Raw genomic sequence first — 17,738 nt, 5'->3', positions numbered from 1 at the left:
GACAAAGCGTTGTGTTTGTCAGCTGCGAAGAAGGAAGAGTATGAAGCATTTCGCTACATCCGTCAACTCCTTCTTTTTTGCCGTTTCCGGCGCCCTTTGTTTCGCTAAAACCGCTGCGTCTCATTGGGGAGGCGAACTATAGCCAAATCCGTGCTACTAAGCAAGCTTTATCCCGATAAATCGTCGTGCGCAGCGTAAAATGGCTGTTTTCCCCGATTCGCACCCGTCATGACCATCCTGCTCTCCACCCTGAACGCCCGCTATACCCACGCTTCCCTGGGCTTGCGCTATCTGCTGGCCAATATGGGGCCGCTGCAGGCGCAGACGCGGCTGCAGGAATTTGTCATCGGCACCAAGACCACGGAACTGGTCGAACGCATCCTCATCAACAAGCCGCGCATCGTCGGTTTTGGCGTATACATATGGAACGTCGAGGAAACAACGAAACTGGTGGCCATGCTCAAGCGCGTGGCGCCCGAGGTCATCATCGTGCTGGGCGGGCCGGAAGTGTCGCATGAGGCTGGCGAGCAGGAAATCGTCAGGCTGGCCGACTACCTGATCACGGGCTGGGGCGACGTCACCTTCCCCAAGCTGTGCGGCGAAATCCTCAACGGCCCGAAACCGCTGATGAAGATCCATGCGGGCGTGCAGGCGCCGCTGGCGGAACTGCAGCTGCCCTACTCCTTGTATACAGACGACGATATCCGCCACCGCACGATTTACGTGGAAGCGTCGCGCGGCTGCCCGTTCAAGTGCGAATTCTGCCTGTCGGCGCTGGACAAGACGGCCTGGCCCTTTGCCCTGGAGAACTTCCTGGCCGAGATGGAATCCCTGCATGCGCGCGGTGCCCGCCTGTTCAAATTCGTCGACCGCACCTTCAACCTGAACATCAAGACCAGTTTGAAGATCATGCAGTTCTTTCTCGATAAGATCGAAGCTAATCCCAACGATCCCATCTATGCCCACTTCGAGCTGGTGCCCGACCACCTGCCCGACGCCTTGAAAGAAGGCATCAGCAAGTTCCCGCCCGGCGCGCTGCAATTCGAGATCGGCATCCAGAGTTTCAATCCGGACGTGCAATCGCTGGTCAGCCGCAAGCAGGATAATCAAAAGGCGGCCGATAACATCCGCTGGCTTTGCGAAGAATCAAACGCCCACTTGCACGTGGACTTGATCGCCGGCTTGCCGGGCGAGGATGAGGCGAGCTTTGCGGCCGGATTCAACAAGCTGGTGGCCCTGAAACCGCATGAAATCCAGTTCGGCATCTTGAAGCGGCTGCGCGGCACGCCCATCATCCGCCACACGGAGAATTTCGGCATGGTGTTCGACCCGCACCCGCCGTACACCATCCTGGCCAATAAGCAGCTCGATTTCATGAGCATGCAGCGCCTCGTGCGCTTCGCCCGCTACTGGGACCTGGTGGCCAACTCGGGCCGCTTCGCCAATACGGTGCAATGGATGCTCGGTGACGCGCCGTTTGAAAACTTCATGGACTTTTCGAACTGGCTGTACGCCCACACGGACGCCACCCACCGCATCGCCATGGAACGCCTGGCCAAGCTGGTGGCGCAATGGCTGCAGACGCGCGGCATGAGCGCGCTCGAGGCCAATGCCCTCGTGGCCAGCGACTACGCGGGCGGCGCGCAGGCGGCCGCGCACGTCAAACCGGCCGAAACAAGCAAGGTGCGCCCGGACGTCGCCCTGCCGCAGCGGCAGGCGCGCCACCTGGCGTCCTGAGCGGACGGCGATTGAACATCGGTGGCGGTCTGCGCCATTCTCCCTTAAACTGGCACGATGCCGACTGTACAATCGCCGAAACTGACCCTCTCCCAGACCAGCTCCCAACAGGGAGCCCTGGTCACTGCCAGCGGCACCTGGCAGGTGCACGCGCTGGCGCATGACAATGCCATCAAGGCCATCGACGCCCAGCTCAAGCCCCTGCAGGGCGACGCCAATGCCCACTGGGATCTGTCGCAGATCGACAGCATGGACCATATCGGCGCCCAGCTGTTCTGGAATGCGTGGGGCAAGCGGCGCCCCGCGCAGCTGACCCTGGCGCCGTCGCTGGAAGAGTTTTTCCGGCGCATCGAAGCAACGGGACCGCTGCAAACGCCGCCCTCGCGCGCCAACCGCCTCACGCCCGTGATGAAGCTGGGCATGGCCATTTTGCTGTTTTTCGAACATTTGAAGGGCTTTATTGCCCTTGTCGGCCAGGTGACGCAGGATATCGGCCGCTTCGCGCGCCATCCCATGCGCGGGCCGTGGCGTGAAATTTCCGCCAATATCTTTCATGCGGGCTTCCAGGCGCTGGGCATCACGGCCCTGGTCGGCTTTCTGATCGGCGTCGTGCTGTCTTATCTGTCGGCGCAGCAGCTGCGCGCCTTTGGCGGCGATATTTATCTGGTCAACCTGCTGGGCATGAGCGTCATCCGCGAACTGGGGCCGCTGTTGGCGGCGATCCTCGTGGCCGGCCGCTCCGGCTCGTCCATCACGGCCCAGCTGGGCGTCATGCGCGTCACGGAAGAGCTCGACGCCATGCTGGTGATGGGCATTTCGCACGGTTTCCGCCTGATCATGCCGAAAGTGCTGGCCCTGGCCATCTCCATGCCCCTGCTCGTCATCTGGACGGATACGGCCGCGCTGATCGGCGGCATGGTGGCGGCCAAGGTGGAATTGAATCTGTCGGCGCGCTACTTCATCCAGAAGCTGCCCGACGCCGTGCCGCTGGCCAACTACATGATCGGCCTGGGCAAGGGCGTGATCTTCGGCATGCTGATCGCCCTCGTCTCCTGCCACTTCGGCCTGCGCATCAAGGCCAATACGGAAAGCCTGGGGCGCGGCACCACCACCGCCGTCGTCACGGCCATCACCGTGGTGATCCTGGCCGACGCCGTGTTCGCCATCGTCTTCAATGGAGTGGGATATTGATGCCCGATAACGATACCGCTTGCAAGGCGAGCGAGGGCAAGGAAGGCCAGTTCAACCTGCACGGCAGCGCGCCCGTGGTGGAAATCACCAACTTGTGGACCAAGTTCGGCCGCACCGTCGTGCACCAGGACTTGAACCTGGAAATCGAACGGGGCGAAATCCTCTCCATCGTGGGCGGCTCCGGCACGGGCAAGACGGTGCTGCTGCGCCAGATGCTGGGCCTGGAACATCCGGCGCGCGGCTGCGTCAAAGTCTTTGGCGAAGATATCAACAAGGCAAGTTCCGACCAGCTGCAGCAATTGCGCAACCACTGGGGCATGCTGTTCCAGCAAGGCGCCCTGTATTCGGCGCTGACCGTGTTCGACAACGTGGCCCAGCCCATGCGCGAATTGCGCGTGCTGCCCGAGGCGCTGATCCACGACGCGGTACTACTGAAAATGAATATGGTGGGCCTGGGCCCGGAACATGCGCTGAAGATGCCGTCGGACTTGTCGGGCGGCATGATCAAGCGCGTGGCCCTGGCGCGCGCCCTGGCGCTGGAACCGAAATTATTATTCCTCGACGAACCGACGGCGGGCCTGGACCCGGACCTGTCGGAAAGTTTTGTATCGCTGATCCAGTCACTGCACCGCGAGCTGGGCTTGACCGTCGTCATGGTCACGCATGACCTCGACACCTTGTTCGCCCTGTCCACGCGCATCGCCGTGCTGGCGGAAAAGCATGTGATCGCCATCGGCCCCACGCGCGAGGTGATCGAAGTGGACCACCCGTTCATCAAGCAATTTTTCCTCGGCGACCGCGGCAAGCGCGCACTGGCCGTCCTGGACGAAAAACAGGCGGCAGCCAAGGCCGCACAGCCAGGCGACGACGCCGGCACTGACAAGAAAGCGGAGAAGTAATGGAAAACAGATCACATGCCCTGATGACGGGATTTTTTACACTCACCCTGCTCGTGGCCGCCATCCTGTTCGGCGTCTGGTTCAACCGCGACCGCGTGGAACGCGTTCCCTACCTGCTCGCCACCACCCTGTCCGTGCCGGGCCTGAACCCGCAGGCGACCGTGCGCTACCGGGGCCTGGAAGTGGGCAAGGTCGACGCCATCGATTTCGACACGCAAAAGGCGGGGCAGATCCTCGTGCACATCAGCGTGGCGCCGGATACCCCCGTCACCAACACCACCTTTGCCACCCTCGGCTACCAGGGCGTGACGGGCATCGCCTACATCCAGCTCGACGACGAGCACGTGGGCTCAAAACTGCTGGGCACCAGCAAGGACAAGCCGTCGCTGATCCCCCTGCGCGCCGGCTTGCTGGACCAGCTGGAAAAACGCGGCAAGCGCATCCTCGACCAGGCCGAGCAGATCACCAACAAGGTGAATAATCTGCTGAGTCCGGAAAACCAGGCCGCCATGCTGGGCGCCTTCACTGAAGTGGGCAAGGCAGCCAAGGCCTTTGGCGCCATACCGCAGCAGCTGGAACCGACCCTGACGCAACTGCCGCAACTGACGGAACAGACGCGGCAAACCTTGACGGCCGTCAGTACGGCCAGCAAGAACGTGTCGGACCTGACGGCCACCTGGAAAAAACTCGGCAACGACATCCAGGCGCCAGGCGGCGTGCTCGAGAAGGTCAATGGCACGGTCGACCGGGTCGGCCATTCCGTGGAAACGGTGGCCAATGGCGTGTCGCTGGAAGTCCTGCCCCAGGTAATCGAGCTGAGCGGCGAGGCGCGTTCCTCGATGCGCGCCCTGAAAACCACCATGAGCACGCTCAATGAACAGCCGCAGAGCATCCTGTTCGGCGCCCCAGACATCCCGCCCGGCCCGGGCGAGCCCGGTTTTTCGGCACCCGGCAAATAAGGAGAACACCGCATGCCTATCCCACGCCATCTCAGCGCACTCATCCTGGCCGGCGCCGTCCTGCTGGGCGGCTGCGCCAGCCGCGGCCCCGTGCCCACTTTCTATGATTTCGGCCCGGCCGCGCCGCAGGCGGCCGCACCGGCGACCGCGCCAGCCGTGCCCGTGCTGGTCATCGCCGACGCCAATGGCCCCTCGTGGCTGGACAGCCAGCGCATGTATTACCGCCTGCTGTACGCCGACGCGCAGCAATCGCGGCCCTACGCCTACAACCGCTGGAACACGCCGCCGCTGCAACTATTGAGCCAGCGCCTGAAGACGCGCGTGGCGCAGAGCGGCGTGAAAGTCCTGTCGACCACGGACGCGGCCGCCGGCATCCCGCTGCTGCGCATCGACGTTGATGATTTTTCGCAAGCTTTTGACACGCAGACGCAAAGCAGCGGCCATGTGTCGCTGCGCGCCTCGCTGTTTCGCGGCCACCGCCTGATCGACCAGAAAACCTTCAGCCGCAGCGGCCCGGCCGGCAGCGCCGACGCGCAAGGCGGCGCGCAGGCGCTGGCGGCGGCCTCGGACGCCATCGCCGCCGACCTGCTCACCTGGCTGGGCACGCTGAATATCCCGAAAGAATGACCGACCCCGCCCCCCCAGCCAGCCCGGCGGCGGCGCTGCCGCCCGTCCGTTCCTCGCCCGTGTCGCGCGCGACCCTGCTCGCCTACGTCTTCCTGATCGTGTATGCCAGCTGGTTTCCGTTCACGGGCTGGCACAGCAATGGCCTGTCGCCGCTGACCTTCCTGGAAAACACGCGCATGCCCCGCTACTGGACGGGCTTTGACGTGGGCGTCAACGTCGTCGGCTACATCCCCCTGGGCGCGCTGATCGTGTACTCGCTGTTTCCAAGGATCACTGGTTTCTTTGCCGTTATCGTCGCCAGCCTATGCGGCATGCTGATTTCCGGCAGCATGGAAGCCGTGCAAACCTATCTGCCCAGCCGCGTCTCGTCGAACCTCGATTTTTATACGAATGCGGCCGGCTGCTGCCTCGGCTCCATCATCGGCGCCTTGACGGCGCGCAAACTGCTCGACCACAGCCATTTGTACCGCCTGCGCCAGCGCTGGTTTGCCCAGCACGCGAGCCAGGGCCTGGTGCTGGTGGCGCTGTGGCCGCTGGCGCAAATCTATCCGCAAGGCTATCTGTTCGGCCTGGGCCAGCTGCTGCCCATCCTGTCGGACTGGGCCTCCACCCTGATGGGCATGGACATCGACCTGGCCGCCTACCTGCGACCCGATCTGGTATTGACGGTCGAGCAATACTGGCTATCGGAAACCATCATCACGGCTTGCGGCATGACGGGCGCCGTACTCACCTTGCTGTGCCTGCTGCGGCGCGCCGCGCCCCGCGCCATCCTGATGCTGACCCTGATCGCCGCCGCCCTGGTCGTGCGCTCGATGGCCAGCGCGCTGCTGTTTTCGCCGCAAAACGCCTTCGTCTGGATCACGCCGGGCGCCCAGGGCGGCTTTTTGATCGGCCTGATCATGCTCGGCGGCCTGGCGTTCGCGCCGCACGTGGCGCAGCGCCGCATCGCGGCCGCCACCTTGCTGCTGAGCCTGGTAATGGTGAATACGACGCCGATCAATCCGTATTTCATGTCAACCTTGCAAGGCTGGGTGCAGGGCAAGTTCCTCAACTTTAACGGCGCGGCGCAATTTCTCGCCTTGCTGTGGCCCTTCATGGCCCTGTGGTTCCTGTGCCTGCCCTCGCACCGCCTGAACCGGCAGGACGATGTGCAGCGCCAGCGTCGCGAAGACCACCCATAAGCGCTATCATGGCGCATTGATGAATCAGCAGGAGATCAGTATGAGCGACGCACCGTATTTTGAACGCCACGTTTTTTTCTGCATGAACAAACGTGAAGACGGCCGCAACAGTTGCGGCGACCATGGCGCGGAAGCGGCGCAAAAGCATTGCAAGCGCCGCATCAAGGAACTCGACATGAATGGCGCGGGCAAGATCCGCATCAACCAGGCCGGCTGCATGGACCGCTGCGAAGAAGGCCCGCTGCTGGTCATCTACCCGGAAGCGACCTGGTACACCTATGTCGACACCAGCGATATCGATGAAATCATCGATACCCACCTGGTGGGCGGAAAAATAGTCGAGCGCCTGAAGATTTAATGCCAATTTAAGAGATAGCCACCAGTATGAGCATCATGAACAGAAACTCGGAAAAATTTACCCTCGCCGGCCATGCGGGCAGCATGGAAGGCTTGCTCGATTTCCCGGCAGACACTCCGCGCGGCATCGCCCTCGTTGCCCATCCGCACCCGCTGTACGGCGGCACGATGGACAACAAGGTCACGCAAACCCTGGCGCGCGCCTTTGTCGCCCTCGGCTACGTGGTGGCGCGCATCAACTTCCGCGGCGTGGGCGCTTCCGAAGGCGTGCATGACCATGGCGCGGGCGAGACGGATGACATGCAACTGTTATACGAACACATGGTCGGCCTGTACCCGGGCTTGCCCGTGGCCCTGTCCGGTTTCTCGTTCGGCACCTTCGTGCAATCGAAACTGCAGGAGCGCCTGGCCGCCGCCGGCACGCCCGCCGAGCGCCTGGCGCTGATCGGCAGCGCGGCAGGCAAATGGGCAATGGCCGACATTCCGGCCGACACCATCTTGATCCACGGCGAACTGGACGACACGATTCCCCTGTCCGCCGTTTTCGACTGGGCCCGTCCACAAGACATCCCCGTGATCGTGATCCCCGGCGCCGACCACTTTTTCCACCGCAAGCTCAATCACATCAAGAACCTCGTGATTGCACTGTGGCATGGTGACAAACCCGCAATAGCAGCAGATGATCATTGAAGTGTGGGCTTACTCCTGTCTCCACGGCTATAATTGATCCGTTTTTTCCACGCGGCCACGTACGCAGCAACTGCGTGGCCCTCAGCCTTCATCTTTTTCGCAGACCAGCCTCCATGAAAAAACTTTTAGCGGCACTGGCCTCCAGTGTACTTTTCCTATCCGCCGCCTTCGCCCAGAGCGTTCCAGCCCCGACCATCGCCGCCAAGTCCTGGCTGCTGCTCGACGCCACCAGTGGCCAGATCATTGCATCGCAAGATCCGGACGCCCGCATTGAGCCGGCATCGTTGACCAAGATCATGACGGCCTACCTGACGTTTGCCGCCATCCGCGAAAAGAAACTGGCGCTGGACCAGAAAGTAAACGTGTCCGTGCGCGCATGGAAAGTCGATTCGAGCAGCTCGAAGATGTTCATCGACCCGGCCACGCCCGTCTCGATCGACGACTTGCTGCACGGCCTGATGATTCAGTCGGGTAACGACGCCGCCGTGGCGCTGGCCGAAGCCGTTGCCGGCGATGAAGGCACGTTCGTCGTACTGATGAACCGCGAAGCCCAGCGCATGGGCCTGAAAAACACGCGTTTTGCCAATCCGCATGGCTTGCCCAGCCCCGATAACTATTCCACCGCGCAAGATCTGTCCGTGCTGGCCCAGCGCGTGATCGCCGATTACCCGGAATTCTACAAAATCGATTCCATCAAGAGTTTCACTTATAACAAGATCACCCAGCCTAACCGCAACCGCCTGCTGTGGCTGGACCCGACCGTCGACGGCATGAAGACGGGCCACACGGAAGCGGCCGGCTATTGCATGATCGCCTCGGCCCGCCGTCCGGGCGGCACCGGCGAGCGCCGTTTGATCTCCGTGGTGCTGGGCACCTCGTCCGACCAGGCGCGCACGCAGGAAAGCCAGAAGCTGCTGAACTGGGGCTTCCAGAACTTCGATACGGTCAAGCTGTACTCGAAGGGCCAGGCCGTGGCCACGCCGGAAGTGTGGAAAGGCTCGAAAGGCACCGTGAAAATCGGTTTCGCCCGCGACGTGCTCGTCACTGTGCCAAAAGGCACGGCTGCCAAGATGAAACCTGTGCTGGAACGCAAGGACCCGCTGGTCGCGCCGCTGGCTGAAAACGCGCCTGTCGGCAAGCTGAAAATGATGGTCGACGACAAGGTCCTGCTGGAACTGCCTGTCGTGGCGCTGGAACCGATCAACCAGGCAACCATCTTCGGCCGCGCCTGGGATTCGATGCGTCTGTGGATGAAATAAGCAGTCAGCACTCCCCATAAAAAATGCCCGCAGATGCTGCGGGCATTTTTTTCGTCTTGCGCTATGTCAAATTACTTCTGCGGCGCATCCTTCAGGTGCGGCTGGCGCGCCACGGGCGGGAAGGTGCCGTGGCGGCCAGCGGCAAACGTCGCTTCCGTCTGCGACGCCGTCACCGGCACGGCCACCTTGCGCACCTTGGCCACCTGCGCCGCCGTCACGGGCGTGCCGCGGTTGCCCCAGCTGGTCTGGATGAAGGTCACCACCTGCGCGGTCTGCTCATCATTGAAAATATCCGCATACGGCGCCATCGTCAGCGCCGACGGCGCCGTGCGCGTGGCCGGCACGGCGCCGCCCGACAGCACGATGTTGATCGCCGAGGTGGGATCATTCGTCTGCAGCACGGCGTTGCCGGCCAGCGCAGGGAAGGCCTTGTCGTAGCCCTTGCCGTCGGAGCGGTGGCAGCCGGCGCAGCGGTCCAGGTACAGCTGCGCGCCCTGCGAGTTGACGATGCCGCTGAACAATTGCTTGCCCAGTTTCTCGTCCGCCACGAAGGCCGGCGTGCCGGGCTTCGACGGCGGCAGGGACTTCAGGTATTTCGCCATGGCCGCCAGGTCGCCATCCGTCATGTGCTGCATGGAATGGGCCACCACGTCGTTCATGGCGCCGAACGACGCCGTATGGCCGTTGCGGCCCGTCTTCAGGAATTCGACGATATCGTTCGTGCTCCAGCGCGCCAGACCGCCGCCATGCTCATTGCGCAGGGAGGGTACGGACCAGCCGTCGATCACGCCGCCGCCCGCCAGGAAGGTGGTATTACCCGCATCCGTCAGCGATTTTTCCTGCATGCCCACGCCGCGCGCAGTGTGGCAGGCGCCGCAGTGGCCCAGGCCCTGCACCAGGTAGGCGCCGCGCAGCAATTGCGCGTCGCCCGTGGCCGGCGTTTTATACGGCTGCGGCGTGGGGGCAAACGCCCAGCGCCAGATGGTCAGCGGAAAGCGCATCGACAATGGCCACGGAATGTCGGCCGCCTTGTTCGGCGTCGGGTCCGCCTTCACGCCATGCATGAAATAGGCGTACAGCGCCTGCATGTCCGCCTCGCTCAGGCGCGAATACGAGGGATAGGGCATGGCCGGATACACGGTGTAGCCGTGCTTGGTCACGCCGGTGCGCATCAGCTTGTCGAAATCGGCAAAGCTCCAGTCGCCGATGCCGGCCTTTTTATCGGGCGTGATGTTGGTGGAATACACCTTGCCGATCGGCGTTTCCATGCCCAGGCCGCCCGCGAACGGTTTACCCTGCGTGCCGGCCGTGTGGCAGGCGATGCAGTCGCCGGCGCGGGCCAGGTATTCGCCCTGGCGTATCAGCTGGGCATTCGGAGTGGTGGCGGCCGTGGTGGCAGACAGGACGGTGCCGGAGGCGAGCGCCAGCAGCAGCGCGCCCACGGTATGGGTGAATGTGTTGTTCATCTTCTTGTTCTTTATCAAGCGACCAGGGGACGGGGATCTTGCAGGTATTGCTCGCGGATGGCCTTGGCCGACCAGTAGGTCAGCGCGCAGGCCAGGCCCGTCGGGTTGTAGCCTATGCCGACCGGGAACACGCTGGAACCGACGGCAAACACGTTGTGCACGTCCCAGCTTTGCAGGTAGCGGTTGACGACGCTGGTCCTGCGGTCCGCCCCCATGGCCGTGCCGCCCGCCCAGTGCGTGGTCTGGTAGTTGCGCAGATCGAGGTGGTCGCCCACGCTCTTGACGGCAACCTTGATCGATTCCGGATTCATGGCCTCGGCCACCTTCATCATCTTGTCGGTGACGAAACGGCTCATCTTGATGTCGTTTTCCTTCCAGTCGAAGGTAAAGCGCAGCAATTGCTGGCCATACTTGTCCGTGTAGGTCGGGTCGAGGTCGACATAGCAGTCGCGGTAAGTCATGTTGGCGCCATGGCAATCGAACGAGACCGTGTTCAGATAGCTCTTCTTGACGGCCTTCTTCCAGGCCGCGCCCCAGGCGGGCGTGCCGTCCGGCGTGGCAATGCCCGAGATCGGCTTCGAGCCGGCCGGGTTGCACCAGGCGGGCGAGCCACCCACGAAGCCCAGCGGGCCATGGTCGAAATTGTCGCCATTCCAGTCATCGAGCGCGACGCCCGTGCCGCCGGCGCCGATGAACGGGTTCGTGTTTGTGTCTTCCTTGAAGAAAGTCTGGATGGTCGACATCATCTGGTAGGCGATATTGCGCCCCACCACGCCCTCGTTGCTGACGGGGTCGTACGGCTTGCCGATGCCCGACAGCAGGAACAGATGCGCATTGTTGTAGGCAAACGCGCTGGCGATGACCAGCTCGGCCGGTTGCTCGACGGCCTTGCCGTCCGCATTGATATAGGTCACACCCGTGGCGCGTTTTTTGCTGTCGTCGAGGTTGATGCGCACCACGTTGCAGTTGGCGCGCAATTCGAAATTGGCCACCATGCGCAAGGCCGGCATGATGTTGACGTTGGGCGAAGCCTTGGAATAGTTATAGCAGGCGTAGCCGGAGCAGAAACCGCAGAAGTTGCACGGCCCCATCTGGCAGCCATACGGGTTCGTGTACGGGCCGGACGCGTTCGACGAGGCGTTGACGAAGGGGTGGTAGCCGACGGCCTTGGCGGCGCGGCGGAACAGTTCTGCCGTGTACGGCACTTTTTGCGGCGCCAGCGCGTAATTGTCGGAGCGGTCGCCCTCGAACACATTGCCGTCGCCGACGACGATACCGTTGACCTTGTACGCCTGGCCCGAGGTGCCGAAGACTTTTTCGACGAAATCGAAGTGCGGCTCCAGCTCGGCGTAAGTCACGCCAAAGTCCTGGATCGTCATGCCTTCGGGAATGAATTTCTTGCCGTAGCGGCGTTCGTAGTGGCTGCGGATCTGCAGTTCTTCCGGCAGGACGCGCCAGTGCATGCCCGACCAGTGCAAGCCCGCGCCGCCCACGCCCGTGCCGGGCTTGAAGGCGCCGATCTGGCGGTAGGGGACGGCCACGCCCGTGATGCTGTGGCGGAAGGTGAACGTGCTCTTCGACATATCCTGGAACAGCTTGCTGCGCTGGATATAGGTCAGCTCGTCGAGGGTCTTCGGATAGGCGCCGTCGGGATAGGTGTCGCGGTACTCGCCGCGTTCCAGCGCGACCACGTTCAGGCCCGCTTCCGTCAATTCCTTGGCCATGATGGCGCCGGTCCAGCCGAAGCCGACAATCACGGCATCGACAGGCTTCATTGTTACATCGGGTTTGATATCACTCATGATGGTTTTTCTTTTTCTTTGATCTGCTACGAATAACTGAAAAGGTTCAGGGCAAGGCGCATTGCCGCAGGCAGTACGCTAGTACGACCAGGCAGTGCAACGCCGCCATGGACGTTTTCAGGCGATGGATACTGGAGGCAACGGGTATTTCTTGCCATACTGTTCCACCCAGTCCATGTAGTCGGCGCGCGCGCCAGGAAAGCCCACCATCTTCCAGGCCAGCATGTCCTTGTTGCCGCCGTGCACGGGGTCGCAAAAATAGCCTTCGCGCGTGTTTTGCAGCAGCTGGTTGAAAAAGACCTTGGCCGGCACTGCGCCGATGTCCAGGGTGCCCTTTTGCAATTGCGTGATGACGGCGTCGCGCTCGGCCGCGGCCAATTGCACGAAAGGCTTGCCAAACTGCCGGTTGACGGCCGTGTTGACGCCGGCCAGGGCGCTCTGGTACAGCTCGCGCGGCGCCATGTGGAACTGGTAGCCGAACTGTTCGATCGACGGCACGAACGGCCCCTGCATGTACCACAGCGCGCCATACGCGTAAGGCGTGTTCATCTGCGCGTCGATGAATTCATGCGCGCCCGCTTCCAGCGCGCCCGGCCCTTCGGCGTCGGCCGGGATCAGCCGGTCGACCAGCGCCGTCAGGGTGGCCCATTCGGTGGCGTCGAAAAAACGCGGTTTGTAGGCCGGCTGGTCCTTGGAGACGGCCATGGCCAGGCCGCCGCCGGCGCCGGCCAGCAAGGCCACGGCAGGCGCAGCGCCGACGGCCTTGCGCAAGAAGTTACGCCGATGGGGCGAAATCCCGATGATTTTCATAGGTTTTCCTCAGGCGGCGCGAGCCGCCACAGTGATGGATGTGGGAGTCAGAAAGAAAATGCGGGCACGCGCCGCGCAGATGGCAGATTTCACGTAGAGATGACTGGGGTATCGCGGCGCGGCACGACAATCTGTTGGTTAATTGACCAACGTGATTGACAAGCGCTAGCTTTGCATTTACGGTGCGCATCGTACCATAATTAAAAGAAACCTTCAGAGACAGGCTAGACGTGATCAAAAAAGAGGCAGTGGCGCGTGGCCGCCCGCGCAAGGCGGGCGTGGAAGATGCGGTACTGGAAGCGATCGTCATGCTGGTGCGCCAGCATGGGCTGGAAGCGGTGACGATACAGATGGTGGCCGACGTGGCCGGCGTGGGGCGCCAGACGATTTACCGGCGCTGGCCGCGGCGCGAAGACATGCTGCTTGACGCGCTCGTCAAGCGCACGGCGGAAAAGCTGCAGCGCGCGCTCGACATGCCGGACGGCCAGGAAATCGAGGCGATCTGCGCGCGCATCTTCGACAACCTGAACGCCGATGGCCGCTTCACCTGCGATTTACTGGTGCTGATCCACGACGATGCGGCGGCGCAGCAGCGCTTTCGCGAACAGATCGTCGCGCCGTGGATCGCCCTCGTGGTGCAGCGCCTGACGCAGATCGGCGTGCGCGCCGACCTCGACCTGCGCCTGTTTGCCTTCATGCTGCAATCGGCGCTCGTCTACCAGATGCAGCTGGGCGGCGTGCTCAACGGCGCCCTGCAGGAGCGTTGCTGCCGCTTTATCCGCAGCATGCTGTAGCGTAGCTGGCTATAATCGTGGCGAGTCCTTCCTCTCCACTACCAGAAAGCCAGCCCATGAGCCATGCATCTCCCGCCAGCCTGCAAGCGCCGCGCAGCCGTTTGAGCAGCAACGGCCCCGACCTGTCGCGCATCGTTGCCGGCATGTGGCGCATCGGCGAGTGGAATATGTCGGCGCAGCAGCGCCTGGCCTTCATCGAGCAATGCCTGGCGCTGGGCGTGTCCAGTTTCGACCATGCCGACATCTATGGCGATTACAGCGCCGAAGGCCTGTTCGGCGAAGCGCTGGCCCTGCAGCCGGGCTTGCGCGAGAAGATGGAGCTGGTCAGCAAGTGCGGCATCAAGCTGCTCTCGCCGCACCGCCCCGGCCACGCCATCCAGCATTACGACACGAGCGCGGCGCACATCACCAGTTCCGTGGAGCACACCCTGCGCCAGCTGCACACGGACCGCCTGGACTTGCTGCTGATCCACCGTCCCGATCCGCTGATGGATTTCGACGAAATCGCCGGCGCCTTCACGCAATTGCGGCGCGACGGCAAGGTGCTGCACTTTGGCGTGTCGAACTTCAGCCGCCACCAGTTCGAGTGCCTGCACCGGCGCTTCCCGCTGGTGACGAACCAGGTGGAATTTTCGCCGCTGCATGTGGCGCCCCTGTTCGACGAAACCTTCGACGGCTTGCAGGACGTGGGGGTGGCGCCGATGATCTGGTCGCCGCTGGCGGGCGGCCGCCTGTTCCAGGGCGGCGACGCGAACGTGGAGAATTTGCGCAATGTCATCAAGCAGATCGCCGACCAGCTGCAGCGCCCGTTTGCCAGCGTGGTGTTCGCCTGGATCATGCAACTGCCTTGCCGGCCCCTGCCGCTGACGGGCACGGGCCGCATCGAAGCGGTGGGCGTGGCCGTGGAAGGCACGCAGTTCACGCTCAGCCGCAGCGACTGGTTCGCCATCCTGCGCGCCGCGCGCGGGCATGAGGTGGCTTAACGTTTAATCAATCTCGTCCGGGTCGTTGAATACTTGAGGTAGCGCAATGCCGCGCCAGCCCAGGTGCCACGCCAGGTTCAGGGCCAGGGTGGCGGCGATGTAGACGGCGAAGAAGAGCGCGAAGAAACTGGTCTTCAGCCAGACCAGCAGGGCGACGGCGGCGATCAGCACCAGCAGCGCGGCCAGGCTTTTCTTTTGCTTGGAGCTGGGGAAGCGCAAGGTCGACACCATCAGGCTGCCCACGCCGACGAGCAGCAGCATGATCAGATAGCTGTGCAAGGTTGAATCGATGGGCGCCGGCCAGGCCACCACCACGGCCGCCACGCAGGCGGCGCCGGCCGTGATCGGCATGCCGACAAAATACATGGGGTCGGTATGCCCCACGTTCACATTGAAGCGCGCCAGGCGCATGGCGCCGCAGGCAACAAAGAAGAAGCTGGCCATGCCGCCAAAGCGCAGCAGCAGCGGATCATGCACGCCCATCTGCACGAAGCCATAGCAATACAACAAGACTGCCGGGGCGCAGCCGAAATTCATCACGTCGGCGATGGAATCGAGCTGCACGCCGAACTGCGAGCTGGTGTTCGTCAGCCGGGCCACGTAGCCGTCGAGGGCGTCGAAGACGCCGGCCAGCACCAGCAGCGCGGCGGCCAGCCGGTAGTCGGCCGGGTCGCCGGTACCGGCGTTATCGACGGAAATGACGATGCTGGCAAAACCGCAGGCTATCGACAGCAAAGTCACCATGCTGGGCAAGGCGTATTTGGCGCGCTGCAGGCGCGACTTGGGCAATGTATTCAAATTTATGGGCAATCAAGGTAGCGGGAATAAAACGGCGCAAGAGCAAACGGTGCATTATGCTCATTCTACCCTGCGCGGCCGCGGCGCCGTCGGCGCACGGGCGCGCGACATATCTTTTCATGGATGCTCTACGGCATATAAAAATGCCTTAGAATCGTTTCACGGGGCGGCATGACGTCCCACTCACCAGACAGGAGTCAGCTTGATAGCCTCGTTATCGCGTTGGAAACACAGCCTCCCCGCCTTCCTGGTCGTAGCACTGCTGAGCGCCTGCGGCGGCGGCAGCGGCGACAATCCGTCGGTGGGCACCTCGACGCCGGCAGGACAGCTGACCCAGGAACCGGGCGCGCCCGTCCTCAGCAATAATATCGCCACCGATGGCTTCAACTGGTTCAATTACCGGCGCGGCCAGACGGGCCTGGCACCGCTGGCGCGCAATAGCCTGATCGACAGCGCCGCCCTCGGCCATTCCAACTATCTTAACCTCAACAATGTTGTGGCGCACGAGCAAGTCCTGGGCAAGCCCGGCTTTACCGGCGTCAAGCTGGGCGACCGCCTGGCCAAGGCGGGCTACGTCGTCACCACGCTGCAGGGCGAAGTCATCGCCGGCGCCGCGAATACCTCGGGCTTTTACCTGGCCGAGGAATTGATCACGGCCATCTATCACCGCTTCGTCATTTTCGAGCCCCTGTTCAAGGAAGGCGGCGCGGGCGCCGCCGTCAACAACAGCGGCTATGCGTATTTCACCACGGACCTGGCCGGCAACAGCAGCTACGGCCCCGGACTGACGGCGGGGCAGATCGTCACCTACCCGTTCAGCGGCCAGCAGAAGGTCGCCGTTAGCTTTTCCAGCGATAACGAATCCCCCGATCCCGTGCCGAACCAGGACGTGGTGGGCTACCCGATCAGCGTGCACGCCAACTATGGCGCCGTCGTCAACGTGGCCACGTTCAGCGTGCGCCAGCGGGGCAGCGCCACGGACCTGCCGGTGCGCCTGCTCAGGAGCGACAGCGATGCGCATACGCCCGTTTCGGCCGCCGCCATCATCCCGCTGGCGCCCCTGAACGGGGCCACCACCTATGACGTGAGTTTCATCGGCAAAGTCAATGGCGCCGACCTCACGCGCACCTGGTCCTTCACGACACGCTAGGCGGCAGGCTGGCGTCAAGCGGGCGCAGTGCCGAGTACGACTGGATGTAAAATAGTGCTTCCTGCTTTATTGCCATTGACAAGTTTTGGGGCTCTCTGCACACCGGGCATGATGAAACCACACGCCACTTGCGATGATGAGGCCGCTGTTGCGGCTTCCGACATGGTCCGCGTTCTCGATGTCGAGAACGGACTGGGCCGTATCATGGGCGACCGCCTGCTGTACCTGAAAATCCTGCGCCGCTTCCTGCATGACCACGGCACCACGCCGTGCCAGATCCGCAGCGAATTCGACGCCGGCAATTACGCCGCCGCGCGCCTGAGGGCGCATACCCTGAAGGGCGCGGCCGGCATGATAGGCGCGCGCCAGGTGCACAGCCTGTCGGCAAGCCTGGAGGCGGCCCTGCGCGCGCAGGCGCCGGACCTGGCGCGGCAAATGCTGCAGCTGGAACTTGCGCAAGATCAATTACTAAGAGCCGTCAGCTCCATGCTGGGCACGCCGGAAGCTAGCCATACGGCGGCGCAGGACGTGGCGCCCAACCCGGCCGCGCCGGCCATCCAGCTGCTGCTGGCGCGCCTGGCCAGCCATCTGCGCGAAGGCGACGGCGCCGCCATCGACATCCTGGAAAACTCGGCCAGCCTGCTGGCAGCCAGTCTCGGCGTCAACGTCTACCAGGAAGTGGCGGCCGCCGCGCACGAGTTCGACTTCGACGGCGCCCTGGCGGCGCTGCTGCGGCGCCGCTAGCGCACAGTTCGCTACCGCTCAGCTGTTGTACAGCGCCTCTTCCGCATACGCCACGCCGCAACTCTTGCAACAGAAACGGCGCACGGCGTCGAGCGGCTTGTCGCAATACCAACACGCACCTTTTGGCGGCAGCGCTGCGATCAATTGCGGCAGGGAGGGCAACGGCGCCGCCACCTCTGCCCTGCTTTCCACGACTTCCGGCTGTTCGCTGTCCATGGCGCTTCCTTTCCTAGCGGCACTTCAGGGCCGCTCAGCAAGATTACGTCAGTGCAGTTTGGAGCCTATGAC

The 17,738-nt window shown here is 63.0% G+C and carries 18 protein-coding genes; 13 read left to right on the top strand and 5 right to left on the bottom strand.

All coding sequences use genetic code 11. The features are described from left to right. Nucleotides 1-228 precede the first annotated feature (228 nt). From AC07VI_RS26470 to AC07VI_RS26430, 9 genes are all read left to right on the top strand, one after another. Entirely contained in the window at nt 229-1,737 is a 1,509-nt protein-coding gene (locus AC07VI_RS26470; RefSeq protein WP_086147335.1) for a B12-binding domain-containing radical SAM protein, read from the top strand. A gap of 57 nt (nt 1,738-1,794) precedes the next feature. After that, nucleotides 1,795-2,928, top strand: a complete 1,134-nt coding sequence (locus tag AC07VI_RS26465; RefSeq protein ID WP_086147334.1) for an MlaE family ABC transporter permease — start codon at nt 1,795-1,797, stop codon at nt 2,926-2,928. Beyond that, the gene (locus AC07VI_RS26460) at nt 2,928-3,827 is read left to right on the top strand and encodes an ABC transporter ATP-binding protein (protein WP_099375517.1); all 900 of its coding nucleotides are present in this window, start codon (nt 2,928-2,930) and stop codon (nt 3,825-3,827) included. The genes AC07VI_RS26465 and AC07VI_RS26460 overlap by 1 nt, the downstream gene beginning before the upstream one ends. Continuing rightward, nucleotides 3,827-4,786 (top strand): MlaD family protein, encoded by a 960-nt coding sequence (locus AC07VI_RS26455; protein ID WP_086147333.1) that lies wholly within the window; start codon nt 3,827-3,829, stop codon nt 4,784-4,786. The genes AC07VI_RS26460 and AC07VI_RS26455 overlap by 1 nt, the downstream gene beginning before the upstream one ends. Before the next feature lie 12 nt (nt 4,787-4,798). Beyond that, entirely contained in the window at nt 4,799-5,413 is a 615-nt protein-coding gene (locus AC07VI_RS26450) for an ABC-type transport auxiliary lipoprotein family protein (RefSeq protein ID WP_492996220.1), read from the top strand. After that, nucleotides 5,410-6,597, top strand: coding sequence for a VanZ family protein (locus AC07VI_RS26445; RefSeq protein WP_086147331.1), 1,188 nt, complete (start codon nt 5,410-5,412; stop codon nt 6,595-6,597). Before AC07VI_RS26450 ends, AC07VI_RS26445 begins: the two co-directional genes overlap by 4 nt. A gap of 40 nt (nt 6,598-6,637) precedes the next feature. After that, nucleotides 6,638-6,955 carry a (2Fe-2S) ferredoxin domain-containing protein gene (locus AC07VI_RS26440; RefSeq protein WP_034781335.1) on the top strand — a complete coding sequence of 106 codons (318 nt, stop codon included), beginning with the start codon at nt 6,638-6,640 and terminating at the stop codon, nt 6,953-6,955. 35 nt (nt 6,956-6,990) lie between these two features. Continuing rightward, the gene (locus tag AC07VI_RS26435; protein WP_070291993.1) at nt 6,991-7,644 is read left to right on the top strand and encodes an alpha/beta hydrolase; all 654 of its coding nucleotides are present in this window, start codon (nt 6,991-6,993) and stop codon (nt 7,642-7,644) included. A gap of 113 nt (nt 7,645-7,757) precedes the next feature. Then, nucleotides 7,758-8,903 carry a D-alanyl-D-alanine carboxypeptidase family protein gene (locus AC07VI_RS26430; protein WP_086147330.1) on the top strand — a complete coding sequence of 382 codons (1,146 nt, stop codon included), beginning with the start codon at nt 7,758-7,760 and terminating at the stop codon, nt 8,901-8,903. A gap of 71 nt (nt 8,904-8,974) precedes the next feature. Here the strand turns inward: AC07VI_RS26430 and AC07VI_RS26425 are convergent, their stop codons facing one another. The 3 genes from AC07VI_RS26425 to AC07VI_RS26415 form a co-directional block, all read right to left on the bottom strand. Then, nucleotides 8,975-10,369 carry a cytochrome c gene (locus tag AC07VI_RS26425; protein ID WP_086147329.1) on the bottom strand — a complete coding sequence of 465 codons (1,395 nt, stop codon included), beginning with the start codon at nt 10,367-10,369 and terminating at the stop codon, nt 8,975-8,977. A gap of 14 nt (nt 10,370-10,383) precedes the next feature. Then, nucleotides 10,384-12,171, bottom strand: a complete 1,788-nt coding sequence (locus AC07VI_RS26420; protein WP_492996223.1) for a GMC family oxidoreductase — start codon at nt 12,169-12,171, stop codon at nt 10,384-10,386. Between the two features lie 117 nt (nt 12,172-12,288). Next, complete coding sequence (locus tag AC07VI_RS26415) at nt 12,289-12,981, bottom strand: gluconate 2-dehydrogenase subunit 3 family protein (protein WP_086147327.1); 693 nt, start codon at nt 12,979-12,981, stop codon at nt 12,289-12,291. A gap of 230 nt (nt 12,982-13,211) precedes the next feature. On the opposite strand from AC07VI_RS26415, the gene AC07VI_RS26410 reads away from it, so the two are divergent. Beyond that, nucleotides 13,212-13,775 carry a TetR/AcrR family transcriptional regulator gene (locus tag AC07VI_RS26410; protein WP_492996225.1) on the top strand — a complete coding sequence of 188 codons (564 nt, stop codon included), beginning with the start codon at nt 13,212-13,214 and terminating at the stop codon, nt 13,773-13,775. Between the two features lie 56 nt (nt 13,776-13,831). Continuing rightward, nucleotides 13,832-14,758, top strand: coding sequence for an aldo/keto reductase (locus AC07VI_RS26405; protein ID WP_099375511.1), 927 nt, complete (start codon nt 13,832-13,834; stop codon nt 14,756-14,758). Between the two features lie 3 nt (nt 14,759-14,761). Here AC07VI_RS26405 and pssA read toward each other — a convergent pair whose 3' ends face one another. After that, nucleotides 14,762-15,502, bottom strand: a complete 741-nt coding sequence (pssA, locus tag AC07VI_RS26400) for a CDP-diacylglycerol--serine O-phosphatidyltransferase (RefSeq protein WP_226936388.1) — start codon at nt 15,500-15,502, stop codon at nt 14,762-14,764. A 256-nt stretch (nt 15,503-15,758) separates the two neighbouring features. Between pssA and AC07VI_RS26395 the strand changes: the two genes are divergently transcribed. Both AC07VI_RS26395 and AC07VI_RS26390 read left to right on the top strand, forming a co-directional pair. After that, complete coding sequence (locus AC07VI_RS26395) at nt 15,759-16,706, top strand: CAP domain-containing protein (RefSeq protein ID WP_226936370.1); 948 nt, start codon at nt 15,759-15,761, stop codon at nt 16,704-16,706. A 162-nt stretch (nt 16,707-16,868) separates the two neighbouring features. After that, nucleotides 16,869-17,450, top strand: coding sequence for an Hpt domain-containing protein (locus AC07VI_RS26390; RefSeq protein WP_226936368.1), 582 nt, complete (start codon nt 16,869-16,871; stop codon nt 17,448-17,450). Between the two features lie 18 nt (nt 17,451-17,468). Here the strand turns inward: AC07VI_RS26390 and AC07VI_RS26385 are convergent, their stop codons facing one another. Further along, nucleotides 17,469-17,666, bottom strand: a complete 198-nt coding sequence (locus AC07VI_RS26385) for a hypothetical protein (RefSeq protein ID WP_086147324.1) — start codon at nt 17,664-17,666, stop codon at nt 17,469-17,471. Nucleotides 17,667-17,738: the final 72 nt, after the last annotated feature.

This window comes from Janthinobacterium sp. GW821-FHT03A03 (genome assembly GCF_059421435.1).
The sequence above is the reverse complement of the archived record's forward strand: the minus strand, read 5'-3'. Positions and strand labels throughout refer to the sequence as shown.